Consider the following 25,731-nt stretch of genomic DNA (forward strand, 5'->3'; position numbering starts at 1 on the left):
GTGCGCACGGTAGCCAGGTTATCGCGCTATGTGCCTGCCGTCTTCGCAGATCAGCAGCTCACCGGCGCGCGCGGCGTCGAGCGCGGCCGCCATGCGCCGGGCGAGGATCGGCTTGAGCCGCGGCGCTGCGATGTCGAGCGGCAGCAGGGCCACGGACAGGATCTCGGGGTCCGTGATGGGCAGCGCCTTGATCTCGGCCTCGGTGACGTGGCCGCCATCGAAGACGAACGCCATCCCCTCCGGCATCCGTGAGTCATCGGGGATGTAGTCGATCACCAGCAGACCCCCGAGCGGTCGGTCGATGCCGACTTCCTCGGAGGTTTCGCGGGCCGCGGTACGCCAAGGCGGTTCTCCCTCTTCGCAGGCGCCACCGGGGATGTCCCAATGCGACTTGTACGACGGCTCGACGAACAGCACGCGGTCGGCCTCATCACGGAACAGCACGCCGGCGGACATCCGCTTGCGATTGAGCGAGCGTACGTAGTCGTCGAACGGGAGCAAGTCCACCAGGCGAGGCTACCGGCGGCGAGCGAAGCTCCGCTGATCTATGCCTTTCACGCCTAGTTCGTGGGCCTTGACCAGCCGAAATCATGGTTACTGGCTGTGTTTCGCGCGCGCGGTTTCGATCAAAGTTGATCAGGTGACGGCACAAGACGGGGGATCGACCGGGCGCGATGACCGGCCGACGTTCTGGTGCGGTGCGTCGCTGTTCAACTCGGGTGGTCAGCGGCTCAACGAGATCGATCTCGACACCTACCAGCGTCCAAAGACGCACGCGGACATGACCGATGCCGACTGGGAGCAGGCCGCCGCCGCGATCCGGGCGTTCGACGTCGAGCGGGGGCTTCGATGACTGCGTTGGACGACTGGCCGTTGACCGACGTCGACTCGTGCCGAGATTTCTGGGAGTGGCACGAGTTCACCGGGGGCGACGGATGGGCTCACCTGTACTTGCACTCGGAGATGACCAATCCACGGCTGTTCATGCTGTTGCCCTGGTGCCTGACGGGCGTCCGGTTCCCGCTGGAGCACGATCGGCCCAGCATCAGCCGCCGCCGGGTGATCCCGAGGCCCGGGCGGGTGTGCCCGGTCTGTGCGAGCCAGAACGAGCGCCGGCGAATCGGGGTGCCGCGTGCACGCTCGTGATCGCGAGTTGCTCGCCGCGCTCTCGAAGGTCAACTCCAAGATCGGAAGCGTGACGGTCGAGCTGCTGACCCTCCAGCCGGACGATGCAGCCTACGCCGCCGGTTTGCGCACCCTCGGCCGGCAGCTCGTCCGCATCGGCGTAGCCCTCACCGATCGCGCCGGCGAACTCGACGGCACCGAACTCGATCCATTTTCCCTGCTCAACGCACCCGACACAGAGAACCACAACCGAACGGGGCGGTCTGAACCGTGACCGAAGCTGCACTCCGACCAGCCGTCATCGCCCTGGCCGGCGGACTCCGCGAAGCCCGAACCCAGCGCGGCATCGGCCTACGCCGGCTCGCCGCCATGGTCGACCTACACCACGCCGTGCTGTCGAGCTTCGAACTCGGCCAACGCGCGCCACAGGACACGATCGTGGCCCACATCCTCGGTGTCCTGCGAGCACCGCAAAGCGTGCGCGAACACCTCATCGACCTGGCCCGCCGGTCCCACGACCGCGACTTGATCGACCGCACCGGACGCGCCGAGAACTACCTGCGCATCGCCTTCGAACAGCGATCCACCCGCGCCACCGAGTGGTCGCCGACGCTCATCCCCGAGACGCTGCAGACCGCCGAGTACGCCCGCGCATTGCGGGACACCGGCTTGCTCGCCCCCGAGGCCGCCGACGTGGGCTGTCTTCTCCGCACCGCACGTCAGCTAGCCCTGTCCGACCAGCCGGGCCCGCTACACACCTTCCTCATCGGCGAGGCCGCCACACGCCCCGACGCCTGCACCCCCGATGTCCTCCGCGACCAGCTCGACCAGCTGCGCGCCTGGACGAGAAGACCTCGGATCGCCGTGCGCCTCGTTCCCACCGCCAGCTGCCCGCCCGGCCTGGTCGAGCCGTTCACCCTCTACGAACGCCGCGCCGGCGCCCTCGCCGTCGCGTTACGCCACCACCACGGCGTCGCCGTGTACTCCACCCACCAAGCCGCCTTGACGACCTACGAGAAGGCCGCCCAAGCGCTACGGCGCCACGCCACAGAGAAGGTGTGGCCCTAAGCCCCCGGTCGGCGCGTCCTGACCTCCCTCCAGGCGGCGCGCCGACCGGGCCCACGCCCCGATTCGCCGAGCACACGTTCCTGCCGAAGCTCTAGCCTGGCCGAGGCACCCCGATAGAGGAGTCTGATGACATCGACGAAGGCTTTCACGACGGAGCGGACACAAGCTGTCTTCGAGGCAGCGTGCGCCTTCGCCGGGCTGGACGCGACCGACGCGCAGCGAGTCCGGTTCGGGGAGAACGCCATCTACCGCCTCGCCGACGGCTCGGCCGTGGTCCGCGTGGGCCGCTCCATCCCGGCCGCCACGAAGGAAGTGCTCGTCGCCGGGTGGCTTGCCGAGCACCGGTTCCCCGCCGCGACGGTGCTCGACGGCAACGAACAGCCGTTCGTCGAAGACGGGCTACCCGTCACCTTCTGGAACTGCTTGGAAGAGGACGACACGCCGATCACCCCGGCCGAGTTCGGGAAGCTGCTGCACGACCTGCACGCGCTGCCCCACCCAACGGACTTCCGTTTGCCGGCCTTCTCCCCAATGCCGAAGGTCGAACCGCGCCTACAAGCCTTGAAGGGCAAGCTGCCCGAGGGGGACCTCGACTTCCTGCGCGACCGGTACGAGGAACTCTCCGAGAAGTTCCAAGACCTTGAGTTCCCGCTCCCCGCCGGCCCGGTGCACGGCGACGCACACCCCGGGAACGTCATGCGCTCCCCCGACGGAACGCTGAACCTGATCGACTTCGAGGACTTCGCCTACGGACCGCGCGAGTGGGACGCGGCCGTACTGTCCGTCCGCCACCAGGCGTTTGGCTGGGCTTCCGAAGCCGAGTACGACTCGTACACGGCGGCCTACGGATTCGATCCGATCACGTGGCCAGGCTTCCCCGTGCTCAGGGCAACCCGAGAGCTGAACATGACCATGTGGCTCTCGCAGACCGTCGACGAGTCCGCCGAGGTCAAAGCCGAGGTCGAGAAGCGGATCAGCGACCTACGCGACGACCAGGCGCCCCGACACTGGAAGGTTTTCTGACGGCAGGTGGATGTTGGCGAAGTCGAGGAACTCCTTCACCAACGGGTCGCCGGCGTGCCCGCCCAGTCGTCCGCGGAAGTCGTCGAGATACGAGATCACCCGGAACGACTTCAGCTTCGCCGCTGTCTCGACGACCGACCTGGCCACGTCCAACGCCTCTTCGAGGTTCCCGCCTTGCAGGTGGGACGTGGCGAGCACGGTCCGGCAGAACGAGAGGCTTCGGACGTAGGTCGACTCCGAAGCCGCGATGGACGCGGCCGCGTGGTGGTTCGCCAACTCGGCGTTCCCGATGTCGCGGAAGCAGTGCGCGAACTCGGCGTGCAGCTCGGCTTCGTCGAAGTAGTGAATCCACTCGGGGTCGTTCTCCCGGATGCCCTGGCAATGCCACCGCTCAGCCGTGAGCAGCGCGGCCGTGACGTCCTCTGCCCTGCCGAGCGAGGCAAGCGCCCTGGCTTCCATCGCGTGGAACAGCGCCATCGTGGTCGGGGTGGCGTAGCCGTTGGCGCCCTTGTAGGCGGCTCGCGCCAGGTCGACCGCCCGCTGGAAGTGCCCCAGGAAGTTCGCCTGATGCGACATGCCCGCGAGGATTCGGCCGCACAGCGCCTTGTCGCCGGCCGCCTTCGCCAGGCGGAACGCCTGCGTTAGATACCGCTGCGCGAGTCCGTGCGCGCCGGTGTCGTAGGCCGTCCAGCCGGCGAGCCGCGTCAGGGCAGCGACCTCCCGGAAGTACTCCCGTCCGACCGGGTCGTGCGGGGACACGTGCCGGATGTTCGGCAAGATCTCCTGGTCGAGGAACGAGGCGACGAGCGACTTCGGCCGGCCGCCGCCGTACTTATAGTCGAAGCTGCTGAACATCGCGGTTGCCTCGCGAACCGCCTCGACGTCCACGAAGGTGATCGAGCGCGGCTCGGTTGGTGGCCGCGATCCTTCCTCGTCGGAGTCGGTCAGCCACCGGACGAGCAGGCCGCTCCAGGCCTCCGGTACGACGGCCAGCGGGCCGACCCGCTTCGGCGTGCGGAGCTCGAGTTCGGTGATCGCGCCCAGCGCGACCAGGCTGTGAGCGATCTCCTCCGGGTACTCCAGGCCGACGTCATCCGAGGTGGTCTCGGCCGCTGTGGCGAAGCCGATTTCTTCGAGGCCGACGGGCCGGCCGAGCAATTCGCCGAGGACGGCGGCGATCAGCTGGCAGGTGCGCGGGTGCGGCTTCGTGCCGTCGAGCCAGCGCTTGACCGACACGTGGTCAGCGCTGACCAGCTCACCGCCGTCTCTCTGACTGCGTTCGCGCACACGGCGGGCGAAGCCCTTGTTAGTCGCCCCCGCCTGTCGCATAACCGCAGCTAGAAGTGCGTTCGGCTGCTTCCCCTTGTCGACCACCGGTACCTCCGAAGGTCATTAAAGCACCCCCCGTGCACCCCCCACGTGCAGAAATGCACCCCCGCGTGCACACTGCTGCACCCCCGCCCCTGCGCGGTTTCCTGAATTCATCAGCGACAACGCCGGATCGAAACCCCGATCCGGATCGGGCTCCCGGCCCGTCGCAGAACGAAAGGAGACCGTGATGGCGAAGAACAACTTCCCGGTTATGAAGAGCGGGGGCGGCCTGGTCGGCAAGGCGATCGGCCTGATCATCGGACTCGCCCTCGTCGTGCTGATCGTCAAGTACCCGGCCGACTCGGCGAGCTGGGCCAGCGGAGCCGCCCACGGCGTCGGCGCGGTGATCGACGGCGTCGTGCAGTTCCTCCGTGCCCTGTTCGGCTAGTTCTCCCCCAGCTTCCGCTCGATCTCGCCGAGACGCTTCCTGATCTCGGCAATGGCCTGCCAGACCCGCTCATCCCCCGAGGCCTCGGGGCGAGTCGCGGAGTCACCTTCGGCCAGCTGGGTACGAACGAACGAGCCCTTGCCGTGCCGGATCACCACCAGGCCCTCTTCCCTGAGGTGGGCGACGGCGCTTTTGGCCGTGTTGACCGCCACCCCCCAGGAATCGGCCAGTTCCTGGTAGGTCGGCAACTGCGCTCCCGGGGCGTACTCCCCCGACAGGATCGCGGCCCGGAGACCGCCGGCTACTTGCAAGAACGGCGCACGCGGGTCGTCCGGGTTCAGGGATGCCATACCACCAGCGTAGGCCAAGTCAGTTGGCTAAGTCAGTTCTCCCATGTCAGTTGACAGAGTTAATAGACAGGACTTACGTTGGGTCTCGGCCGCCACCGGCCGCCCCGAGTAGGAGACCTACGAATCGTTGGAGTCCACACCAATGGATGACCTCATCCCTTTGCCCAGCTACGCCCCGGACGGACTGACTGAGACGGACATCGACGCGATGATCGCCGAGTACTTCGTGACGGCTCACGACCAGGAAGCGGAGACCACCAGCCTGGCGCCGAGCACGGACCGGGCCGCGACGCATCGACACGTCCGGCGCATCAGCCGCCAGACCGTCAGTTCGGCTCTCCGGGGCCGGTCGGACAGCTCCGGCGCGGCCGCTTGAAGCCGCCCCGGCCCGGCGCACGGAACCGCCAAGAACCACCCGCCGGACCGGGCTTCTCCCAACCACTTCCAAGCCAGTCAGGAGAACACCCATGGTAGGGCTCGACACGCCCACGAACACCCGAAGCGCGTACCCGCCTTCGGTCACCGACCTGCTGCCCCGTGTCCGTGAGTTCGCCGCGGACCTGGGCGAGTGCCCCTCCCGAAACCGGATCATGACCGAGTTCAAGGTGGGTGCGCCGAAGGCCCGCGCCATCCTCGCCGCACTGAATGAGGAGGCCGACACCAAGCCCGTGCGGAAGCTGCACGCGGTGACGGAACCCGCCGAGGTCGCGGAACCGGATCAGGAGTCCGAGATTCCGGAAGAACCGGCTTCGGATGACGCAGAGCCGCAGGTCAACGTCACCGCAGACCCGGGCGCGACGCCGGAGAAGGTGCGGCGGATCAAGCTGTGGCCAGTGCTCCTCCTGGCCCTGCCGGCGTTCGTCGCCGTCTGGAGCGGCTGGGTCGGGCTCGGCAGGCTGACCGGGTTCGGCCCGATCCAGCTCCTGCCTGGCATCTGGGATCACCTGACGATCAACTCGGCGATCACGCTCCCGATCGGGGTCGAGACTTACGCGGCGTTTGCCCTGCGGGTGTGGCTGTCCCCGGCAACCCGGACCCACCGAGTCCGCAACTTCGCGAAGTGGTCGGCCCTGGGCTCGCTCGTCCTCGGCATGGTCGGCCAGGTCGCTTACCACCTGATGTCCGCCGCGGACGTCGAACGCGCTCCCTGGCCGGTGACCACGCTCGTCTCCTGCCTGCCGGTGGTCGTCCTCGGCTGCGGCGCTGCCCTTGCACACCTCGTACGCGACACCACCGACCAGGAGGTGAACGACTGATGAGTACCACCAACGAACCGCACGGCGGCCGCGTGATCGCGTTCCCCAGCACGGCGCCCGTCGAGGCCGACCCGTTCGTCATCGACGTCGAGCCTGGCGACGAAACCGCGGAGCAGTCGCCGGCCGTCCCGGTTGACCGCCCGGTCACGGACGGCTCGTCGTGGCTGGACCGCCTCCGCTCGCAGAACCGCCAGGCGATCATCCCCAGCTACCTCAAGTCGACGGCCGATGCGAAGGACGTCGCGAAGTGGGTGGGGAAGCACTACGCGCACAAGGCCGGCTACCACGCGGCCCGGTCACCGCTCTACGCGCTTCGGCTCGCGGTGCGCTCCCCTCGGGGTCTTCTTCTCTTGCTCGCGGCGACCGGCCGGTACGTGACTGACGCCGAGGGGCGTCCGGCCCGATCGGAGACGGCCACGGCCGACAAGGCCGACCTCTACCTGAAGCTGTCGCAGCAGCGAGACCGGCGAGTCGTCCTTCGCCTGATTCAGCTCGGTCTCGTGTCGACAGTCGGCCTGGTCCTGATGTTCACGTTGCCGAACGTCCTGCCGGAGTGGGTGATCTGGGCCTGCGGCGCCGTCGCGGTAGGGCTACTGGGAAAGCTCGGGTCCACACAGGACAACCCGGTGGTGTCGTCTCGCGCCGTTCTGTCCACCCAGGTGCAGAAGCTGACGAGTGACAACGTCGTTCAGGCACTGTCGGTGCTCGGCATCGCGGGCATCAACCAGGCCCTCGGCAAGAACCCGAACGCGATCGGGTTCACGGCGCCGATCACCCGCGACGGCCCCGGCTGGCGCGCCGACGTCGACCTTCCACCGGGCGTCACGGTGTCCGAAGTGGTCGAGCGGCGGGCGAAGCTCGCGTCCGGCCTCGGCCGTCCTCTCGGCTGCGTCTGGCCGGAAGGCAACGCCGAGGTCCACCCCGGACGGATGGTCCTGTGGGTCGGCGATCAGGACCTGTCCAAGTCGCGACAGGCCGCCTGGCCGCTGCGAAAGCCCGGCACCGTCGACCTGTTCAAACCGCAGCCGTTCGGCACCGACCAGCGCGGCCGGTGGGTGGACATCACCCTGATGTTCATCTCGATGGTCATCGGCGCGATCCCGCGGATGGGCAAGACGTTCACGCTGCGAGAGCTGCTGCTGATCGCCGCCCTGGACCCGCGGGCCGAGCTGCACTCGTTCGACCTCAAGGGAACTGGCGACCTCTCGCCGCTGGCGCCGGTGTCGCACCGGTACCGCGCCGGCGACGAGCCGGAGGACATCGCGTACGCCGTCGCCGACCTGCGGACACTCGCCGACGAGCTGCGACGGCGCGCGAAGGTGATCCGGGAGCTGCCGAAGGATCTATGCCCGGAGAACAAGGTCACGCCGGAGCTGGCCGGTAAGAAGTCCCTTGGCCTGCACCCGATCGTGATCGGTGTCGACGAGTGTCAGAAGTGGTTCGAGCACCCGGAGTACGGCGCGGAGATCGAGGAGGTCTGCACCGACCTGGTGAAGCGCGGCCCGGCACTGGGCATCGTGATCATCCTGGCGACGCAGCGACCGGACGCGAAGAGCATCCCGACCGCGATTAGCGACAACGCGGTGATGCGGTTCTGCCTCAAGGTCACCGGCCAGCAGGCCAATGACATGGTGCTCGGCACCTCGTCGTACCGGAACGGCATCCGGGCCACCACGCTGTCCTTTCGGGACAAGGGCATCGGGTACCTGGCGGGCGAAGGCGACGAGCCGCGCATTACCCGCGGTGTGTACATCGACGGACCGGACGCCGAGAAGATCGCGGCCCGCGCACGAACCGCGCGGCTGGCGGCCGGACGGCTGACCGGCTACGCCGCCGGCCTTGACCTCGCGCCCGAGGAGGACGAGGACACGAGCACCTTGCTCGCCGACGTGTTGACCGCGATCGGCGACGCCGAGAAGGCGTGGTCGGAACGCATCGTGGACCGGCTCGCCGAGTTGCGTCCGGCGGTCTACGGCCCGTGGGCCGAACTGCCGACCGGCGCGGCGAAAGCAACGCAGCTCTCGACCGCGCTGAAGCCGCTCGGGATCGCCACGAAGCAGGTGTGGGGCAACGACGTCGACACCGGCAAGGGTGCCAACCGGATGGGCGTCAAGCGCGAATGGATCGTCGACGCGCTGACCGAGCGTGATCGGAACCGCAAGAGCGGCTAGGTCCCGCAGGGCTCTAGGTCTAGAGCCTCGTCCCTCTAGACCTAGAGCCCTCCCTAGACCTCTACAACATCGCTGATCAGCGCCCTAGCACCTAGAGGCGCGGGTCAAGTGCGGCCAAAAACAGCCCCGGAGGCTCCGTTGAACCCCCTCAGCAACCCGACCGTACTTCTCTTGCTCTTTCTCGCAATCGTCACTCTCGGCTACTCCTGGTCGTGCGCGGTCTACCCGTACAAGCCGTGCCGTTCCTGCCAGGGCTTTGGCTCTTTCCGCTCGCCGCTGCTCCGCGCGATCCGGCTCTGCCGCCGATGCGGCGGCACCGGCCGCACGCTCCGCGCCGGCCGCCGCGCCTACAACTCCTGCCTCCGCGCACGCCGGACGTACCGCGATCTCCGCGACCGCGACCGCCGCGACAACAGCCGCTGACTCGCAGCTCATCCGAAAGGCCACCCATGAAGACCACATTGCTCGACCCCGAGCGTCAGTTCCTGGGCTGCGTGATGCAGGTCCGGCTGACCGGAGCCCGCCGACTACTCGCCGGCATGCGCGCCGACGACTTCGGCTCGCCGATCGCCGCCCACGTCCTCCAACTGGTTATCGAGCTAACCGGCGCGGGCCACGCACCGACCCCGATGGCCGTGATGGACCACGCCCGCGAGAGGACGGCAACCGAACGGCGGTCCGGCGGCGCCCACCGCCTGCACCGCCTCGGCCTCTGGATCGTCGAGACCTACACCGACGGCCCGATTCTGCCGCCGCCGTACTACGGCGCCTGGCTGAAAGCCGTCGTGCTCAAGAACGCCTACCGCCGCGCCGTGCGGGAGCACGCGGGCCGCCTGGTCCAGGCCGTCGAGGACGACTCACCGACGGACATCCTCCGCCACCAGCTCGACGACACCGAGCGGCTCGATGACCTGTGGAGGCGCTACCGCGAGGCCGGCGGCGGCGACGAACCAACCGCTCGCCTGGAGGTGGCCGCCTGATGTCCGGATTCGACGACACCTTGTCCGTGATCGACTTCGTGATCTCCGACGAACCTGCGCCCTGCTGCCAGCAGTGCGGCCGGCCGCGCGGTGACTCGCCGTCCGGCTACTTCTGCTCGGAGAACTGCCAGCGCGTCTGGCGCGGCCGCCACATCGCGGCCACGCCGCCCGAGGACGGCGGCGCCCAGCCGAGCGAGTCGCTCCCGGAAGCCGCGCCGGTCAACCCACTCACGTGGCTCGGCCCGGCACCGGCCGGTGCCTTCGCGAAGCCGGGTCACGAGGTTCTCGACTCGGTCGTGACGTTCGTGTCGCGGTTCTCGGCGTTCGCGAACGAGCACGCCGCGCCGACGCTGGCGCTCTGGTACGCGCACACCCACGTGGCCGAGCGGCTGTACGTGACGCCGAGGCTGATCCTCGACTCGGCGGAGCCGGGGAGCGGCAAGACGCGCGTGCTGGAGGTCGCGCAGTATCTCGTGGCGAAGCCGGAGATGACGATCAGCATCACGCCGGCCGCGATCTTCCGGATGCTCGCCGACGGGCCGATGACGTTGCTGTTTGACGAGATCGACGCGGTGTTCAACCCGAAGACGGGTGGGAACAACGAGGATCTGCGCGCGCTGCTGAACGCGGGGTACAAGCGGTCGGCGACGGTGACGCGGTGCGTCGGCGACGCCAAGAGCATGAACGTGACTCGGTTCCCGGTCTATGCGCCGGTCGCGCTCGCCGGGATCGCCGGCGGCATGCCGGACACGATCACCACGCGGGCGATCACCGTGCACATGCGCAAGCGCCGGTTCGACGAGATGGTCGAGGAGTTCATCGAAGAGGACGTCGAGCGAGAGTCGGCGCCGGTGCGCGCTGAGCTGGCGGAGTGGGTCGGGCGCGTCGGCGACGAGGTGAGCCGCGCGCGGCCGGAACGACCGGACGGCGTCCGCGACCGTGCCGCGGAGATCTGGCGGCCGCTCCTGGCGATCGCCGACGCGGCCGGCGGCCATTGGCCCGAGACAGCGCGGAAGGCGTGCCGGCACTTCGTGCTCGAAGCGACCGCACAACCCGTCTCGATCGGCGTGCGGCTTCTGGCGGACATCCGGCAGATCTTCGCCGCGGAGAACACCGACCGTATGGTCACTGCCGAGCTGATCCGCGAACTGCACGCTATCGAAGACGGTCCGTGGACCGACCTGCAGGGCAAGCCGCTCGACAGCCGCCGCCTGGCCAAGGAACTCGACCGGTACCTGGTTCGGCCGAAAGACCTCAAGGTCAGCGGCAAGACGCTCAAGGGCTACCGCATCGACGGCGACGGCGGACTGGCCGACGCCTGGAGCCGCTACCTGCCGCCGCTCGAAACGGGCGCGACCTCCGCGACCAGCGCGACCCCGCAGGTCAACGCCGCATCCGGGGTTGCGGAGGCGCAGGGCTCGTCCGCGACCTCCGCAACCCGGGTCGCGGACGGTCGCGGCACCCAACAGCCGCTCGCACCCGTACTGACCAGCCCAGTCGCGGAGGTCGCGGACGTCGCGCCTACCAAGCCCGACCACGACACTGAGGGGGATCGATGAACGCCGTACCCATGCCAGTCGCCGTGCCCGAACGGCACCTCTACCGGATCACCGAAGCAATGCGCCTGCTCTCGATGAGCCGCTCGGTCATCTACGAACAGCTGCGCGCGGGGCGCCTGCGATCGGTCAAGCAGGGACGCGCCCGGCTCGTGCCGGCCGTCGCCATCCAGGAGTACGTCGAGTTGCTGATGAGGGAAGCGGAGGTCGGCTATGGCGAGTCGGCGTAGTCGCGGAGACGGCACGCTCTACTGGTCGGAAAGCCGTCAGCGCTGGATCGCCGAGCTGACGATCGGCTACACGCCGAACGGAAAGCGCATATACCGCAAAGCCAGCGGCAAGACCAAGACCGAAGCCAAGAACAAGCTCAAGGAGCTGGTTCGCAACGCCGAAGAGGGCGCCGCTAACGCGTCGACCAGGTACACGGTCGAGCAAGCGGTCAACGACTGGCTCGCGAGCTACGAACGCGGCGAACGAGACCCCAACACCGTCAAGGCCGTCCGGTCGCTGGTCAACAACCACATCGTGCCCGCGATCGGCGCCCGGCCGCTGGTGAAGCTCGAAGTCGACGACGTCGAAGACTGGTTGGCGGAGAAAGCCGAAGTGCTGGTGACCTCGACTTTGCGCAACCTCCGCTCGATCCTGCGTCGGGCGATCAACCGCGCTCAGGTGCGCAAGCGGGTCCGGTACAACGTGGTCCTGCTGTGCGACGAGCTGCCAGCCGGCAAGGGAGCCGGGCGGCCATCGAAGGCGCTCACACTCGCGCAGGCCGAAGCGGTGCTCGCGGCGGCGGAGTCGTCGCCGATGCGCGCCTACATCGTGGTGTCGCTGCTAACTGGCGCGCGGACCGAGGAGATGCGACCGCTCGCCTGGGAGCACGTGGACCTCGTGGGCAAGCCGAACGCGACGCCGGCGATCCCGCCGAACGTCAAGGTGTGGCGTTCGGTCCGCGCCCGCGGCGAGACGAAAACGCGGAAGTCCCGGCGCACGCTGGCACTGCCAGAACGAGCCGTCAAGGCGCTAGAGGCGCACCGAGTGGCCCAGCAGGCGGTAAAGACGGTCGCAGGCGACGACTGGCACGAACAGGGACTCGTGTTCGCAACCAACGTCGGCACCGAGCGGGACGTCAACAACGTCCGGCGAGACTTCCGCCGGGTGATCAAGGCGGCCGGGCTCAAGCCGACGCAGTGGACGCCCCGGGAGCTGCGGCACAGCTTCGTCTCGATCCTCTCGGACGGCGGGATGCCGATCGAAGAGATTTCGCGGCTGGTCGGGCACAGCAGCACGGCCGTGACGGAGCTGGTCTACCGGAAGCAGATCAGGCCGGTGGTCGAGTCCGGGGCGACCGCAATGGACCGGCTTTTCCCCGCGCCGGACGAACCTGCGGGACTTCCTCCGACCACCAATCAGGCGTCGTAGCCGCCCACCCGACGAGCCAGGCCCCGGCCCCGAGCTATCGGGTGGGGCCTGGCTCTTTAGCGGCCGCCTGGTCGACCGAGTGGCTGCATCGGGTCATCACGTGGCTTGATGGCGGCGTTCTCACGTCACCGTTCACCGAATAGGCCAGGGCGGGCTGCGCTGCGAATTCCGCCGTTCAACGGTGGACGGAGTTATGCAAATCAGCTCATGTAACAGCGCGCGTACAGTGGCGACTTCTCGGAGAGTGTCGTGTGGGGAAGGACGTCGGTGGACGAGGACCAGTGGATTGAGCTGTCGGATGCGATCGGGGTTGTGCGTGAGCAGTTGGTTGCGGCGCAGACGGTCGGCCGGCAGACAGTAGCGGGGCAGTCGTTGACATTCGCTGTGGGGAAGGTGTCGATCGAGTTCGCCGGCGAGGTGAAGCGCGTCGCGGGCGGCTCCGGTGGGGTGAAATTCTGGGTGGTCACCGCCGACGCGAAGAGCGAACGCACGAGTAGCGCTGCGCACAAGGTGACCGTGGAACTGGTCCCGCAGACACCGCAGGGGGCGCCGTTCATCGTGGCTGACGACGCTGACGCTCCGCCACCGAACTGAGGATCGGCCAGCGGTGGTGCGTCGCGAGGTTGAGGTCTACGGGGACTGGCCCGATCATCCCCCGAAGCGGGGACGGTGGACGTGCGGGTCGGGGTTTCTGCTGGCCGGACGGTTGGTGCTAACGGCGGCACATGTGGTGTGTCCGGCCGGTCAGGCATTGTCGAGTGTGCGGATTCGCGCCGAGTCTGGCGGGCTGGTCGCCGCTCGCGTGGTATGGCATCGCTGGGAAGGCACGATCGACGCGGCGCTGTTGGAGATCACCGACTCGGCGTGGGTTCCGCCGCTGTGGCGTCATCCGGTGCGGTGGGGGCGATTTGTCACCCGCAACTCGGGCCAGAAGTGTGAGGCGATCGGCTTCCCTCAGGTTGTCGCCACCCCGCAGATGCGCGACAGCCATCACGCCGTGGGGGCGCTGAACCCAGGCGCGCTAGTCAAGTCGGGCCTGTACGCGATAGAGGTGAGCAATCCGCCGTCGCCCGCGGGTGCGGGCGGATCGGGGTGGGCGGGCATGTCCGGTGCGGCGCTGCGCTGCGGAGACCGCGTCGGCCTTCTAGTCGGTGTCGTAACTCAGGATCCGAGCGGATTCGATAGCCGTCGTCTGGTCACCATGCCGATTGCCGAGGTCGCTTCGGACGCTAGGTTCGCCGAGATCGTCGCCGAGCACACAGGCCGGCCGCCGCTGGTGGAAGCCGTCGAGTTGGCGGGATTAGCGGAACCGGTGAGTGCCCCGGCGTCGCCTGCGGAGTTGTTACGCGCTGATGCCGCGACCGTCCCGTTTCGACCTCGCCCCGAGTTCGACGTGCTGCGGGGCTGGTGCGAGACGGATGCGTGGGCGGGAATCCGGCTGGTGGCGGGGGCTGGGGGCCAGGGCAAAACCCGCCTCGCTCGCCATCTTGCCTCCTCGCTCACCAGCCAAGGGTGGGCGGCGGTGATGCTCGGCGAACACGCTCGCGCCGAGGATCTCGCCGTGCTGGCCCATGTCGTGGCGCCAACATTGGTGGTGGTCGACTACGCCGAGGGCCGCGCCACCCAGCTTGACCCGCTCATGGACGCCCTGAACCGGGCCGAGGCCAAGGTACGGCTGTTGCTGCTGGCCCGCACCGCAGGCGCGTGGCGCACCGAACGAGTCACACCCGCCGCGCATCTATCCGTCCTGGCTGACGACCGCATCGTCGTGAACCTAAGCCCGGTCGAGCACGACTGCGACGGCAGGCAACTCGCGTGGCGAGAGGCAATCGACGCGCTGGCTAACCGGCTGGCCACCCTCGATGGGTACCAGCACATCGCGTGGCCGGACGTAGCTAGGCGGCTGGTCTTGCCGCCACTGGACGATGACCGTTTCCGGACCATTCTCGCAGTGCAGATGCACGCCCTCGCCGCATTGCTGCACGCCGACGACCCCATTTCGGTGTTGACAGGGACGCCGGTGGACGCGCAAGAGGTGCTGCTGGAGCACGAGGCCCGCTACTGGTCGCGGGTCGCCGACCGATTCGGCATCAGCCTCGCCCCCGCCACTCGGCGATGCCTGGTTGCCGCCGCCACGCTCTGGGGCGCATCGACGGGCGAGGAAGCGCGCAAGATCGTCGCTGCTTACCTTGCACCGGCTAGCGGCGACCAGGTCACCAATATCGCGGACTGGCTGGCCACCCTGTATCGCGACGGCGAGCGCTACTGGTCCGGACTGCAGCCGGACACGCTCGGCGAGTACCTGATCGGTGCCACGCTGAGCGAGGAGGAGCAAAGCCCCAGCTGGGTGGCCGCCGTACAGGCCGCCGCGTCGGCGGGACAGCTGGAGCAGGCACTCACCGTGCTGGGCCGCGCCCACCCGCAGCACCCTCGCCTGGCCGCAGTCCTCACCGGCATCGTGCTGACCTCAAGAGCAGCCGGTGCCCGAGCAGCGGTCCCGGTAGCTCCCCGCCTCGCCCAGCCTCACCCCCTGCTGACCGCGTTGGATCGGTTTGTCCATGCCGCCGATCTTTCCCAGCTCTACGAGTTGCAGACCGCCTTGCCTCGCTTCAGCCTGTTGCTGGGGCCGACCAGCCTCGCCGCCGCAGCGCAACTTGTACGGTTACTGCGCACCGGCGCCGACGCCGACCGCGACGCCCAACTGCCCGATCTGGCCTTGTCGCTCACCAACCTCGCGGTCCGGCTGGCTGAGGCGGGGCGGCGGCCCGAAGGCCTGGCCGCCGCACAGGAAGCCGTCAAGCTCTACCGCGAACTCGTCGAAGGCAACCGCGACGCCTACCTCCCCAATCTGGCCGCTTCGATCAATAACCTCGCCGTCGATCTGGCTGAGGCGGGGCGCCGGTCCGAAAGCCTGGCCGCCGCACAGGAAGCCGTCGACCTACGCCGCGAACTCGTCAAAGGCAACCGCGACGCCTACCTCCCCAATCTGGCCTCGTCGGTCAACAACCTCGCGAACCGGCTGGCTGAGGCGAGGCGCTGGCCCGAAGGCCTGGCCGCCGCACAGGAAGCCGTCGACCTGCACCGCGAACTCGTCGAAGGCAACCGCGACGCCTACCTCCCCAATCTGGCCATGTCGGTCACCAACCTCGCGGTCCAGCTGGCTGAGGCGAGCCGGCGGCCCGAAGGCCTGGCCGCCGCACAGGAAGCCGTCAAGCTCTACCGCGAACTCGTCGAAGGCAACCGCGACGCCTACCTCCCCGATCTGGCCTCGTCGGTCACCAACCTCGCGAACCGGCTGGCTGAGGCGAGGCGGCGACCCGAAAGCCTGGCCGCCGCACAGGAAGCCGTCGACCTACGCCGCGAACTCGTCAAAGGCAACCGCGACGCCTACCTTCCCAATTTGGCCATGTCGGTCAACAACCTCGCGAACCGGCTGGCTGAGGCGAGGCGCTGGCCCGAAGGCCTGGCCGCCGCACAGGAAGCCGTCAAGCTCTCTCGGGAACTCGTCAAAGGCAACCGCGACGCCTACCTCCCCGATCTGGCCATGTCGGTCAACAACCTCGCGGTCCGGCTGGCTGAGGCGAGGCGCTGGCCCGAAGGCCTGGCCGCCGCACAGGAAGCCGTCGACCTACGCCGCGAACTCGTCGAAGGCGACCGCGACGCCTACCTTCCCGATCTGGCCTTGTCGGTCACCAACCTCGCGCGCCGGCTGGCTGAGGCGGGGCGGCGGCCCGAAGGCCTGGCCGCCGCACAGGAAGCCGTCAAGCTCTACCGCGAACTGACCCAGACCGATCCCAACCGATTCGGTCTAGGAGCGGAGCACGCTTCCGAACTAGTCGCATCTCTGACTGAAGAGTAAACGAGTCGAGAGCGCGGCGCGAAAAGCCGTGATGGTCCGCAGTTCAAGTTGGAACACGTTCTCTCGACAGATGGCCCGCCGTCGGTCCCACCAGTGGCGATGCAGTGGTCCTACGACGGCGGCAAACGACGGGTGAACGCAGTGCCCAGCCGCCCCGGCGGAGTCGCCTTGATAAGTAAAGCAACTCTGAACATGCGAGTTACCGAGCCGCCTGGGCTCGCAGACCGACGCCACCGGTAGTCGAGTCGGGTGTAGGCCCGATGGATTGGCCTTCCCTGTGACGGGTGAACCTGCGGCTCTCTCTCCGCCCACCGACCAGGCGTCTTAGACGCTCAGTTAGACACTCACCAGACGAGTCGGGCCCCATCCGATGATCTTCGGATGGGGCCTGACCTGCGGAGCCGCCTAGGGGAATCGAACCCCTGACCTATTCATTACGAGTGAATCGCTCTGGCCGACTGAGCTAAGGCGGCGTGTCTCCGGCTTGCGCTGGCGACGACCACAAGTGTAGCGGAAGCTGTCGTCGTTACTTTTCGGGGGGATCGTCGTTAGGGCCCTATGACGCCGGTCTCACTCCCCGGCCGACCCACTATGGAGGCTCTGGCACATGCGGCGAAGACTGCCCCGCTCGGCGGCCCTGCCGGCGGCTGCTGCGTTGCTCCTGCTCAGCGCGGCGCCGGCGACTGCCGATTCGACCTATCCGACTACGCCGATCCCGCAGCCGGCGAATCCGGGGCAGGCGCCCATCTCCGCGCCGATCGGGCCGCAGCCTCTGGGGCAGGCCGTGGGGGATGCCGGGACCGCGCTCGGGATCATCCGGCTGCTGCCCAACGCCGTGCCGACGAACACGATCCTTCCGGGGTTCGGGCAGACGTTGCCGAAGCAGTCCGCGCTCGAGGCCGGGATGGGCCTGTCGAGCGCGTCCGCCAACTCGGACGCCTACCTGAGCTACGAAAAGGCGATCGCACAGGCATCGCCGTTCGGGCTGTCGATCGGCGGGAACGCGCCGCAGACGCCGGGCAGCGTTGTGCAGACGGCCTTGCCGGACAACCCGCAGCCCGTCAGCGGGGGGCTCAACGCGCCGTCCAATCCGCTGCTCAACGTGGGTCTGCTCAACGGGAGCGCGCACGCCCGGTGGAGCCAGACGCTCGGTCCGTGCGTCGACACCATCGCCGACGCCAGCACGTCGGTGGCCAGCCTGTCGCTGTTGAACGTCATCCCTTCGATGCCGAACCTGGGCCTGGACGCGCTGAAGCCGAAGCTCGACCCGACCTCGCTGGCGAGCGGGTTCGACCTGACCAAGGGGCTGCAGAGCCTCGGCGGCCTGCTGCAGGGCGGCGGGCAGACCGCCGCCGACGGCAACGGGTCGCTGCTGAGCCTGCCGAACACGCTGTCGTCGCGGTCGCAGGTGACGCTCGTCGACATCCCCGGCTCGAAGAACAAGGCCGTGCAGTCGACGTCGACGCTGCAGGCCGCGGACATCGAGATCCTCAAGGGCACGCCGCTGGCGCTGAGCGTCAAGGTGGTCAGCCAGCCGACGCTCAAGGTGACCTCCACCGGCGACGCGAAGACGTCCAAGGTCGAGTACACCGCGCCGGTGCTGAGCATCGAGGCCGGCGGCAAGGTGCTGTACACGCTCGACGCGGCGCACCCGACGAAGGACGTCCCGATCGGGCTGCCGCTGAAGCCGCTGAGCGACCAGTTCGGCAAGCTGAAGGACCTGCCGGTGGTCGGCGGCCTCCTGGCGCCGCTCGACGGTCCGGTGCAGCAGGTCGGGACCACCGCCGGCACCGTGCTCGACCTCGGGGTGCTGCGGCTGAGCATCGCCGGGCTCGACCAGAAGTCGGCCAACATGACCACGCCGTTCGCGGGCTTCCAGCTGGGCGCGTCGGCGCGGATGTTCGACCTGCAACTGCTGCCGACGACCAAGCTCAAGAGCCTGCTGCCGGACGACCAGGCGAAGAACCTGCCCTCGTCGCTGGCCCAGCTGTCGCTCGGCGAGCAGGTCGCCCGCGCGTACGCGCCGACCGGCGGTGTGGTCTGCGGGACCACGTCGACGCCGCCGCCCGCGGGCGGCGAGGCGCCGAAGGGGCCGGTGAAGAACCTGGCCTACACCGGTGGCGCGTACGACACGGTGCCGCTGTTCTGGAGCGGCACGGCGATGCTGCTGCTCGGCGTGGTCATGGTGGCCGCGATGCCGGGCGGACGGCGGCGCCCGCTGGCCGTGGCCGTCGAGGAAAAGCCGTTCAAGCCGTCACCCCGTCCGCGCGAGTGACTCGAGGGGTGTGAAGGAACCCGCCAGGTGCCGCCTGGCGGGTTCCTTTGCGTTCAGCGCTTCAGCCTTGGCGAAGCGTCATGACCATCGCCTCGACGGCGATGCGCGGCTTCACGTTCAGGTCGATCGCCTCGCGGCATTCGAGCACCGCTTCGAGGCGGCGAAGCGTCGACTCGGGCGTCCACGCCGAGGCCGCTTCGCGGATCTGGTCGGCGTGGTCCGGGTGGTTGAGCGTCGCGCCGGAGCCGGTTCCCACCACCAGGACGTCGCGGTAGAACCCGACGAGGTCGACCAGCGCCAGGTCGAGCGTGTCGCGCTGGGTGCGGGTCGCCCGGGACTTCTGCTTCTTCTCGAGCTGCTTGACCGCGGCTTCGGCGGCTCGCTTCGCGCCGGCGACGCCCTTGCCGATGCCGTCGCCGCCCATCGCGGTCCGCAGCTCGTTGCGCTCGTCCTCGTCGCGGGACTTGCTCGCCTCGCCCGCGTCGGCCTCGGCCGCGCTGATCAGCTGATCGGCGCACGTGAAGACATCGCTCATCCGGCGGAGGCCGAGCGGGATCCGCAGCACGGTGGCCCGGCGCTGCCGCGCGGCCTCGTCGGTGGCGAGCCGGCGCGCGCGGCCGACGTGGCCGCCGCACACGGAAGCGGCCCATTGCGCCCGTTCGGGGTCGACGTGGTCGCGGCGCACCAGCACGTCGGCGATCGCCTCCGGCGGCGGCGTCCGGAGCGTCACCAGGCGGCAGCGCGACCGGATCGTCACCGAGACGTCCTCGGGGTGGTCCGACGGCGCGCACAGCAGGAACACCGTGCGGTCCGGCGGCTCTTCGACGGCCTTCAGCAGGGCGTTCGACGCGCCTTCGGTGAGCCTGTCCGCGTCCTCGATGACGACGACCTGCCAGTTGCCGGTCGTCGGGCGCCGCGCGGCGGCCTGCACCAGCGCGCGCATCTCGGCGACCGAGATCGACAGGCCTTCCGGCACCACGAGCCGGACGTCGGCGTGCGTGCCCGCCATCGTCGTGTGGCAGCCGGGGCAGGCGTCGCAGCCGGTGCCGGTGCTGCACTGCAGAGCCGCGGCGAACGTCCGGGCGGCCACCGAGCGGCCGGAGCCGGGTGGGCCGGTGAGCAACCAGGCGTGCGTCATCGCGCCGGGCGGCGCGGGCTCGCCCGCGACGATCTTGGCGGCCGCCGACGCGGCCGCGCTCAGCGTCTCGACGGCGGGTTCCTGGCCGACCAGCTGGTTCCAGACGCCGATGCGTTCGGTCGTCGTCACTTCGCCTCCACGCGAGGCTCTTCCGGGGTCTCGATGGGCAGCGTTTCCAGCGGGAGCGTCACCGGCTTCTCCGTCGTCGGCGCCAGGGCGGACAGCCGGCCGACGAACACGGCGCGCAACGCGGTGCGGATGCGCTCGGCGACCTCGACGTCCGTGCCGTCGGCGTCGACCACGATGTACCGCTCCGGGTCCGCCGCGGCCATCTCGGTGAGCAGGTGCTGGACGCGCCACTGGTCGTTCATCGCGGCCGACTTGTCGCGCGGTGCGCCGTTCGGGGCGGAATCCAGCAGGATCGTCAGGTCCGGGCGCAGGCGGCCGGTCGCCCAGTCGGCGAGGCCTTCGAGCTCGTCGCTATCCAACCCGGCGACGGCGGACAGGTGCGCCAGCGGCGAGTCGACGAACCGCTCCATCACGACCACCGAACCGGCGTCGAGCGCCGGCTGGACGTGCCGCTCCACGATGTCGGCCCGCACCGCGGCGGCGGCCAGCGCCTGAGCCCGCGCCCCGGTGAGGGAGGCGCCGGAGACGAGCGCGGTGAGCCGCTGGTCGTCGAGCGCCGGATCCGCGGCGACGACGACCGGCCGGGTGCCACCCCGCATCCAATCGGCGAGGTTGACGGCCTGGATGGCGGTGTTGATCGCGGTCGTGCCCTCGACGGCGATGAGGAAGCCGTTGACGCGCCGTGGCGTGCGGCGCAGCGCGTTGCGCAGGTCGGCGAGGATCGGCTCGGTGCGCTTGTCGTCCATCTGCCGGTAGGCGAAGAGCCCGGCGACCAGTGCGATCACGGCACCGGCGAACATGATCGGCCGGGTGCCGTCGACCGAGACCTCGCCGCCCCAGACGTTGAAGGTGCGCGTCCCGAGGACACCGACCAGCACCGGGACGGTGACCGTGGTGCCGAACAGCACGAGCTTCATCATCAGCTGGTAGATCGCGTTGATCCGGCCGCGGATGGCGTCCTCGACCCGCGAGCCGATGATCGTGACACCGGTGAGGAACGCCGTCCCGGCCCAGAAGCCGACCAGGACAACGGTGATCAGCGAGATCGACAGGTGTGGTGACAGCGCCACCAATGCGAGCGAGAGCCCGGCCGCGATGATGGAGACGCCGAACAGCCGGTCGTGCGGGAGCCGCCGGGAGAGCTTGGGCGCGAACGCCATCCCGGAGGCGAGGCCGACGAAGACGGCCAGCACGAGGAGGCTGAACGCCGAGTCACCGGCCCCGAGGCTGGAGGAGTACGGCTTGGCCGAGCCGATCACGGCGCCGCCGGCGGCGAACGCGCCGAACGCCCCGACCAGCAGCCCGCGCACGAGCGGTGTGGTGCGGATGAACCGGAAGCCGTCGGCGATCATCGTGCCGATGCCGAGCTTTTCCTCGTCGGCCTGCTTGACCTTTTGCTCCGGCAGCGCGTGGACGTTGCGCAGCGAAAGCTCGGGAATCCGGGTGGCGATGAGGATCGCGCTGGCCAGGTAGAGCAGGGCGGTGATGACGACGACCAGCTTCGCGATGCGGAGGCTGGTGTCTTCGCCGGGAACGTGGAGGAAGTTCGTGTTGATGCCGGTGAGGATCGCGTTCGCGCCGGCCGCGGTGACGACGGCGAGACCGTAGGTCATCACCATGCCGAGCTGGTTGGCCGTCTCGACCTGGTCGGGCCGGCGGAGCAGGTTCGGGACCGCCGCCTCTTTCGAGGGGATCCACATGCTCGCCGCGCTCCCGACGAGGAAGTTGCCGACGAGCAACCACCACGGCGCGCTGACGAAGGCGATGGACAGCAGGAAACCGCAGCGCAGCAGGTCGGAGACGACCATGACCTTGCGGCGGTCGAACCGGTCCGCGAGCAGCCCGCCCACAGGCGCGAACAGCAGCCCCGGCGCCAGGCCGGTCAGGACGACGCCGACGAAGGCGAAGTTCTGCGCGAAGTAGTTGTCCGTCAGCTTCGTGGCCAGGCCGGTGAGAGCCAGGATGTTCAGCCAGTCGGCCACGCTGCACAGGTACGTGACGCCCCAGAGCCGCCGGAAAGGTTTGATCGCCAGTACCCGCCGGACCCGGTTCATCGTGGACGCCTCGGCGCCCGACGACGAACCCGGACCGGCCCCGGGTACCGATCGCACGCCCTCGCTGATACGCCCACCCCACTCATCACCGCGGTGCCGGACGTCCTCGTGAGGACCCGACCGTGAAGCCAGGGTAGCCCGATCGGCCCCTGGCACGCGGGACGGCCCCGTGGTGCGGGGCAGGCGGTGACCGGCGAAGGGACGCTAGTCGAACAGTCCGGTCACGCTGCTGACCAGGCTCGACACCATCTCGATGGCGACGAAACCGAACACGATCAGCAAGATGACGGCCAGCATGACCCCCGCGGCGCTCGACGACGGCCGGTTGATCGCCGGCATCGACATCGCCGGCATCCGCGGCAGCCTGCGCCGTTTGACGGGTACGAGCTCCACGTCGTCGAGGTCGTCCTCGGCGAGCGGATCCTGCCGGACGGGCCGCATCAGCTGCGGTGGCCGGGTCGGCCAGGTACGCCGACGGTTCCGCTGCCGGGGAAGCAAGCCCAGCGGCTGGCCCGCACCCAAGGTGCCCGCCGGAGGGAGAGCTTCCGGCGCTTTCACGCCGGTCTCCTTCTCCTCGCGGAGCGTCTCCTCGACCATCCGGCGCACGGCTTCTTCGTCGGGCCGCACCGGCCCGGCCACCGGGATGGCGGCGGGCTCGTGGCCATTCGGAATCGCGCTGCGTGGCTCGGGCGCCGCGGTGACCAGCCCGGAGACCGGATCCGCGAACATTTCGCCGGGGGATTCGGACAGTGTGCCGTCGCGCTGAGTGAGCTCGGGGGCATTGAAGAAGGGAGCCTCACCGTTCGCGCTCATGGTGACCACCTCACTACTGAATGTCCTCGCCTTTCCAGGGTAGCGACACTGGCGGATAACGCATCCGCCCAATGGCTCTGTCTCCAATGGATGATCCGTCACGGAGCGCAAGCCCGCACCCGAACCCCCTGCAGTGTCCAGTCCGCCGGTGGCCGGGTCGACCGCCAGTGGTGACAGATCGTAGTGAGTCCGCTCACAGCAGCCGCACGGGCCGGTTGGCCAGTGGCCGGCCCGCGGGTGGCCAGTCCGGGGGCGGAGCCGGACGTGCGGACGACCGGACCGATGCGGCGGACGGAACGGCACCGGGCCGGACCGGGCTTTTGCTCAGGGCATTTCCTCCTGTCCGAGGTCGATCATCTTGCGGCACCAGTCGCGGAGCATGCCGCGGCTGAAGGGACTCAAGACCAGCTGCCGGCGCCCGTCTCCCCGGTCCAAGGCCGCCAGGGCGAAGCGGCCCAGATCCGTGTCGATGAGGACGAAGCCGTGGTCCGGGAACTCCGCGCACAGGCCGCCGAAGGCCAGCATGTCCAGGACCGCCGTTCCGGACCGCGGGCGGCCCAGGAGCTCTCGCATCGCTCCCACATCGTCGTCCTGACCGTCTTGGACCAGGCCGTCGTCGTCGACCGAGACCCAGATCGCCCGCGCCGAAGCGCCGAACGGGACCTCCGGCAGCTCCGCCACCAGCATCTCCGGCAGCTCCTCGAAGTCGGCCAGGTGGATCGCCGTGCGGCCGGGCAGCGAGCCCATCATGAACGCCCGCTCGCCGTCGGCGTAGCAGCGGATGTCCGCGGTTTCCGGCCCTTCGTCGAACACGCCGCACAACGCCGCCCGGACCGAACCGCGCAGCATCAGCGACACCACCTCGAAGCCGACGTCGTTCAGCTCGCCGTTCTCGCCGAACGGGGTGCCGTCGATCCAGGCGGCCCACGCCACGTGCCGCTCGACCTCGGCCACCAGGTCCGCCGGGTCGTCCGACACCGGGCCGTGGACCAGGATGTCGTCGTCGCTGACGTCCGGGTTGTACAGCCGGTCGACCGGCTCACGATCCGGCATCGCCGCCAGCACCGGGCCGGCGGCCAGCTCGAGCAGCTCTCGCGCCGCCGTGCGTTCAGCCATGCCGCCGCCTCTCCTCCGGAACCCCCGGTGCCCCGGCCGCCTGCCGCGGCTCCGGGACGCCGCTGTTGAGCTCCGCAGCCGCGAGGATCGCCTCGCGCACGGTCAGGTCCTTCGAGGCCGCCTCGACCACCCGATCCACCCCTTCCCCGGCCGTCGTCCGCACCGCCGCCCGCTCAGGCATGGCTCTGCACCGCCTCGACGATCCACTGCTCGGCCGTGGTCCGCGACGCCGGACCCCAGGTGACCGTCCAGCGCCCGGTCCGGGCCACCGCGGCGCTGAACTGGTATCGGCCGAGGTCGTTGTCCACCAGCCCGAACGCGCCGTGCGGGTACTCGGCCAGGATCGCGTTGCGCACCGCGAGGTCGACCAGCACCGTGCCCAGCCGCGGCCGGGCCGCGCACGCCCGGATCAGCTCGACCGCCCGCTCGCACCGGCGTGGGATCAGCCCGCGCTCGTCGGTCTCGATGCGCAGGTGCTCCCCCGGCCCCGGCGGCCGGTCGGGGAGGCCGTCGAACACCCAGCCCGGCAGCTCGCTGAGGAAGCCCGACCGCAGCCGCGCGCGGTTGCCCAGCTTGTGCAGCACCGTCGTGTAGTCCTCGTCGCCGAAGAACCGCACCTCCCACGGCTTGGCCCGGGCCGGGAAGACGCCGGTGACCACGCCACGGATGAAGCCGCCGCGCAGCGCCCGGTACAGCCCGACGGCTTCCGCGGTGACCTCGCCACCCGGCGCGAGGCCGATCGCGGCCATCCCGGCGACGAACCGGGTGTACTGCTCCACCTCGTCCGCGAGGCACGACGCGGGCGAGGAGCGGCGGGCCGGCAGGGGGCCGGTGTCCGCCAGCACCGGCGGGATCTCGAACTCGGGGTCGTAGAACTCCATCACCGAGGGCCGCTCCGGCACCTCGGCCGACAGCGGGGCGATGACCTCGTCGATGACGTCGAAGACGGCGACTGCGTTGCTCACCCCTCGATTGAACACCCTGGCACCGACAATTTCTCGCACATGTGTTCGAGAGGGTGAGATCGGTCGGCAAACGGTCGGCGAGCGGCTCAGGCATGGTCCGGCGCCCGCCCCTCGACGAACTCCGCGAGCCGCTCCACGGTGCCGGGCAGCCACCAGAACCGGCGGTGGCCGCCCCGCGGTCTGCTCAGCACCGCCAGGTGCCGGCCACGGTCGTCGTCGACGAACGCGAGCATCTCCCAGCGCGGCGGCTCGCCGTCGCGGACGATGTCGAGCTGGACGGTGCCCCGCCGGGTCCGCCGCAGATCGTCCATCAGGTCGAGGACGAGACACTCCTGCTCGGCCTCGAGCACGCCGCGCTCGTCGGCGTCGAGGTACAGCCCTTCGCCCGCCGCCGGCGGAAGCGCGGGCAGCCGCGCCAGCGCCAGCCGAAGCAGCTCCGCGACGCTGCCCGGCGAAGGCCCGGACAGCCGCACGCCGTCGCCGGAGATCGCGAACGTGCTCCGGTCGTCGAAGAACGCCGAGGTCCACGGCTCGCCGGCCATCGCGACGGCCACGCCGCAGACGCCGCCACTGCCCGGGAAGCCGGGCAGCGACTCCATCAGGTCCAGGGCGGTGGCACTGCCGGCGGCCGCCGCCCGGACCGGCTTCAGGATCTTGGTGGTCACCGTGTGCACG

At 69.4% G+C, this 25,731-nt stretch carries 26 protein-coding genes and 1 tRNA gene; 16 read left to right on the top strand and 11 right to left on the bottom strand.

Going from position 1 to position 25,731, the window contains the following annotated elements:
- Positions 1-18: 18 nt before the first annotated feature.
- Positions 19-507: an NUDIX hydrolase gene (locus AB0F52_RS04390; protein WP_360164413.1), complete on the bottom strand. Its 489-nt coding sequence runs from the start codon at positions 505-507 to the stop codon at positions 19-21.
- Between the two features lie 67 nt (positions 508-574).
- On the opposite strand from AB0F52_RS04390, the gene AB0F52_RS04395 reads away from it, so the two are divergent.
- The 4 genes from AB0F52_RS04395 (at position 575) to AB0F52_RS04410 (ending at position 3,216) form a co-directional block, all read left to right on the top strand.
- Positions 575-853: a hypothetical protein gene (locus AB0F52_RS04395; RefSeq protein WP_360164415.1), complete on the top strand. Its 279-nt coding sequence runs from the start codon at positions 575-577 to the stop codon at positions 851-853.
- 279 nt (positions 854-1,132) lie between these two features.
- On the top strand, positions 1,133-1,399 hold the full coding sequence (locus AB0F52_RS04400) for a hypothetical protein (RefSeq protein ID WP_360164417.1): 267 nt from the start codon (positions 1,133-1,135) through the stop codon (positions 1,397-1,399).
- Entirely contained in the window at positions 1,396-2,193 is a 798-nt protein-coding gene (locus AB0F52_RS04405; protein WP_360164419.1) for a Scr1 family TA system antitoxin-like transcriptional regulator, read from the top strand. The genes AB0F52_RS04400 and AB0F52_RS04405 overlap by 4 nt, the downstream gene beginning before the upstream one ends.
- A 126-nt stretch (positions 2,194-2,319) precedes the next feature.
- On the top strand, positions 2,320-3,216 hold the full coding sequence (locus tag AB0F52_RS04410; RefSeq protein WP_360164421.1) for an aminoglycoside phosphotransferase family protein: 897 nt from the start codon (positions 2,320-2,322) through the stop codon (positions 3,214-3,216).
- Here AB0F52_RS04410 and AB0F52_RS04415 read toward each other — a convergent pair.
- Complete coding sequence (locus AB0F52_RS04415; RefSeq protein WP_360164423.1) at positions 3,175-4,452, bottom strand: hypothetical protein; 1,278 nt, start codon at positions 4,450-4,452, stop codon at positions 3,175-3,177. The two genes, AB0F52_RS04410 and AB0F52_RS04415, sit on opposite strands and share 42 nt — an antisense overlap.
- 322 nt (positions 4,453-4,774) lie before the next feature.
- Here AB0F52_RS04415 and AB0F52_RS04420 point away from each other — a divergent pair, with 322 nt between their 5' ends.
- The gene (locus AB0F52_RS04420) at positions 4,775-4,975 is read left to right on the top strand and encodes a hypothetical protein (RefSeq protein WP_360164425.1); all 201 of its coding nucleotides are present in this window, start codon (positions 4,775-4,777) and stop codon (positions 4,973-4,975) included.
- Here the strand turns inward: AB0F52_RS04420 and AB0F52_RS04425 are convergent.
- Positions 4,972-5,325: a winged helix-turn-helix domain-containing protein gene (locus AB0F52_RS04425; protein WP_360164427.1), complete on the bottom strand. Its 354-nt coding sequence runs from the start codon at positions 5,323-5,325 to the stop codon at positions 4,972-4,974. The genes AB0F52_RS04420 and AB0F52_RS04425 overlap by 4 nt on opposite strands.
- A 142-nt stretch (positions 5,326-5,467) precedes the next feature.
- On the opposite strand from AB0F52_RS04425, the gene AB0F52_RS04430 reads away from it, so the two are divergent.
- From AB0F52_RS04430 to AB0F52_RS04475, 10 genes are all read left to right on the top strand, one after another.
- The gene (locus AB0F52_RS04430; protein WP_360164429.1) at positions 5,468-5,701 is read left to right on the top strand and encodes a hypothetical protein; all 234 of its coding nucleotides are present in this window, start codon (positions 5,468-5,470) and stop codon (positions 5,699-5,701) included.
- A 91-nt stretch (positions 5,702-5,792) separates the two neighbouring features.
- Positions 5,793-6,581, top strand: coding sequence for an ABC transporter permease (locus AB0F52_RS04435; RefSeq protein ID WP_360164431.1), 789 nt, complete (start codon positions 5,793-5,795; stop codon positions 6,579-6,581).
- On the top strand, positions 6,581-8,752 hold the full coding sequence (locus AB0F52_RS04440; RefSeq protein WP_360164433.1) for a cell division protein FtsK: 2,172 nt from the start codon (positions 6,581-6,583) through the stop codon (positions 8,750-8,752). The genes AB0F52_RS04435 and AB0F52_RS04440 overlap by 1 nt, the downstream gene beginning before the upstream one ends.
- Before the next feature lie 171 nt (positions 8,753-8,923).
- Positions 8,924-9,175: a hypothetical protein gene (locus AB0F52_RS04445; RefSeq protein WP_360164435.1), complete on the top strand. Its 252-nt coding sequence runs from the start codon at positions 8,924-8,926 to the stop codon at positions 9,173-9,175.
- A 26-nt stretch (positions 9,176-9,201) separates the two neighbouring features.
- Entirely contained in the window at positions 9,202-9,732 is a 531-nt protein-coding gene (locus AB0F52_RS04450) for a hypothetical protein (protein WP_360164437.1), read from the top strand.
- On the top strand, positions 9,732-11,291 hold the full coding sequence (locus AB0F52_RS04455) for a DUF3631 domain-containing protein (protein WP_360164439.1): 1,560 nt from the start codon (positions 9,732-9,734) through the stop codon (positions 11,289-11,291). Before AB0F52_RS04450 ends, AB0F52_RS04455 begins: the two co-directional genes overlap by 1 nt.
- A complete protein-coding gene (locus AB0F52_RS04460) occupies positions 11,288-11,518 on the top strand; it encodes a helix-turn-helix domain-containing protein (protein ID WP_360164441.1) in 231 nt (76 codons plus the stop codon). Before AB0F52_RS04455 ends, AB0F52_RS04460 begins: the two co-directional genes overlap by 4 nt.
- Entirely contained in the window at positions 11,502-12,707 is a 1,206-nt protein-coding gene (locus tag AB0F52_RS04465; RefSeq protein WP_360164443.1) for a site-specific integrase, read from the top strand. The genes AB0F52_RS04460 and AB0F52_RS04465 overlap by 17 nt, the downstream gene beginning before the upstream one ends.
- A 267-nt stretch (positions 12,708-12,974) precedes the next feature.
- Positions 12,975-13,301, top strand: a complete 327-nt coding sequence (locus tag AB0F52_RS04470; protein WP_360164445.1) for a trypco2 family protein — start codon at positions 12,975-12,977, stop codon at positions 13,299-13,301.
- A gap of 16 nt (positions 13,302-13,317) precedes the next feature.
- Positions 13,318-16,566 (top strand): tetratricopeptide repeat protein, encoded by a 3,249-nt coding sequence (locus AB0F52_RS04475; RefSeq protein ID WP_360164615.1) that lies wholly within the window; start codon positions 13,318-13,320, stop codon positions 16,564-16,566.
- A 399-nt stretch (positions 16,567-16,965) separates the two neighbouring features.
- On the opposite strand, the gene AB0F52_RS04480 is transcribed toward AB0F52_RS04475, so the two are convergent.
- Positions 16,966-17,039: transfer RNA gene (locus AB0F52_RS04480), tRNA-Thr, on the bottom strand.
- Between the two features lie 134 nt (positions 17,040-17,173).
- On the opposite strand from AB0F52_RS04480, the gene AB0F52_RS04485 reads away from it, so the two are divergent.
- The gene (locus AB0F52_RS04485; RefSeq protein ID WP_360164447.1) at positions 17,174-18,841 is read left to right on the top strand and encodes a hypothetical protein; all 1,668 of its coding nucleotides are present in this window, start codon (positions 17,174-17,176) and stop codon (positions 18,839-18,841) included.
- Positions 18,842-18,902: 61 nt separating this feature from the next.
- Here the strand turns inward: AB0F52_RS04485 and AB0F52_RS04490 are convergent, their stop codons facing one another.
- The 7 genes from AB0F52_RS04490 to AB0F52_RS04520 all read right to left on the bottom strand — a co-directional run bounded on the left by AB0F52_RS04490 (position 18,903) and on the right by AB0F52_RS04520 (position 25,721).
- Positions 18,903-20,108 carry a DNA polymerase III subunit delta' gene (locus tag AB0F52_RS04490; RefSeq protein ID WP_360164449.1) on the bottom strand — a complete coding sequence of 402 codons (1,206 nt, stop codon included), beginning with the start codon at positions 20,106-20,108 and terminating at the stop codon, positions 18,903-18,905.
- Positions 20,105-22,219 carry a dTMP kinase gene (locus AB0F52_RS04495; RefSeq protein WP_360164451.1) on the bottom strand — a complete coding sequence of 705 codons (2,115 nt, stop codon included), beginning with the start codon at positions 22,217-22,219 and terminating at the stop codon, positions 20,105-20,107. Before AB0F52_RS04495 ends, AB0F52_RS04490 begins: the two co-directional genes overlap by 4 nt.
- Before the next feature lie 147 nt (positions 22,220-22,366).
- Positions 22,367-23,077, bottom strand: coding sequence for a hypothetical protein (locus tag AB0F52_RS04500; protein WP_360164617.1), 711 nt, complete (start codon positions 23,075-23,077; stop codon positions 22,367-22,369).
- 222 nt (positions 23,078-23,299) lie between these two features.
- Complete coding sequence (locus AB0F52_RS04505; protein ID WP_360164453.1) at positions 23,300-24,091, bottom strand: hypothetical protein; 792 nt, start codon at positions 24,089-24,091, stop codon at positions 23,300-23,302.
- Positions 24,084-24,272 (bottom strand): hypothetical protein, encoded by a 189-nt coding sequence (locus AB0F52_RS04510; RefSeq protein ID WP_360164455.1) that lies wholly within the window; start codon positions 24,270-24,272, stop codon positions 24,084-24,086. The genes AB0F52_RS04505 and AB0F52_RS04510 overlap by 8 nt, the downstream gene beginning before the upstream one ends.
- Positions 24,265-25,056, bottom strand: coding sequence for an ESX secretion-associated protein EspG (locus AB0F52_RS04515; protein ID WP_360164457.1), 792 nt, complete (start codon positions 25,054-25,056; stop codon positions 24,265-24,267). Before AB0F52_RS04515 ends, AB0F52_RS04510 begins: the two co-directional genes overlap by 8 nt.
- 86 nt (positions 25,057-25,142) lie before the next feature.
- Positions 25,143-25,721, bottom strand: coding sequence for a hypothetical protein (locus AB0F52_RS04520; RefSeq protein WP_360164459.1), 579 nt, complete (start codon positions 25,719-25,721; stop codon positions 25,143-25,145).
- Positions 25,722-25,731: the final 10 nt, after the last annotated feature.

It is taken from the genome of Amycolatopsis sp. NPDC024027 (assembly GCF_040638975.1).
Classification (GTDB): domain Bacteria; phylum Actinomycetota; class Actinomycetes; order Mycobacteriales; family Pseudonocardiaceae; genus Amycolatopsis.

Excerpts from the sequence above, each read along its gene's own strand:
- AB0F52_RS04485 (WP_360164447.1), top strand. The coding sequence starts at position 17,174 with ATGCGGCGAAGACTGCCCCGCTCGGCGGCCCTGCCGGCGGCTGCTGCG.
- AB0F52_RS04410 (WP_360164421.1), top strand. The coding sequence starts at position 2,320 with ATGACATCGACGAAGGCTTTCACGACGGAGCGGACACAAGCTGTCTTC.
- AB0F52_RS04455 (WP_360164439.1), top strand. The coding sequence starts at position 9,732 with ATGTCCGGATTCGACGACACCTTGTCCGTGATCGACTTCGTGATCTCC.
- AB0F52_RS04450 (WP_360164437.1), top strand. The coding sequence starts at position 9,202 with ATGAAGACCACATTGCTCGACCCCGAGCGTCAGTTCCTGGGCTGCGTG.
- AB0F52_RS04465 (WP_360164443.1), top strand. The coding sequence starts at position 11,502 with ATGGCGAGTCGGCGTAGTCGCGGAGACGGCACGCTCTACTGGTCGGAA.
- AB0F52_RS04425 (WP_360164427.1), bottom strand. The coding sequence starts at position 5,325 with ATGGCATCCCTGAACCCGGACGACCCGCGTGCGCCGTTCTTGCAAGTA.
- AB0F52_RS04430 (WP_360164429.1), top strand. The coding sequence starts at position 5,468 with ATGGATGACCTCATCCCTTTGCCCAGCTACGCCCCGGACGGACTGACT.
- AB0F52_RS04435 (WP_360164431.1), top strand. The coding sequence starts at position 5,793 with ATGGTAGGGCTCGACACGCCCACGAACACCCGAAGCGCGTACCCGCCT.
- AB0F52_RS04460 (WP_360164441.1), top strand. The coding sequence starts at position 11,288 with ATGAACGCCGTACCCATGCCAGTCGCCGTGCCCGAACGGCACCTCTAC.
- AB0F52_RS04505 (WP_360164453.1), bottom strand. The coding sequence starts at position 24,091 with ATGGCTGAACGCACGGCGGCGCGAGAGCTGCTCGAGCTGGCCGCCGGC.
- AB0F52_RS04440 (WP_360164433.1), top strand. The coding sequence starts at position 6,581 with ATGAGTACCACCAACGAACCGCACGGCGGCCGCGTGATCGCGTTCCCC.
- AB0F52_RS04510 (WP_360164455.1), bottom strand. The coding sequence starts at position 24,272 with ATGCCTGAGCGGGCGGCGGTGCGGACGACGGCCGGGGAAGGGGTGGAT.
- AB0F52_RS04420 (WP_360164425.1), top strand. The coding sequence starts at position 4,775 with ATGGCGAAGAACAACTTCCCGGTTATGAAGAGCGGGGGCGGCCTGGTC.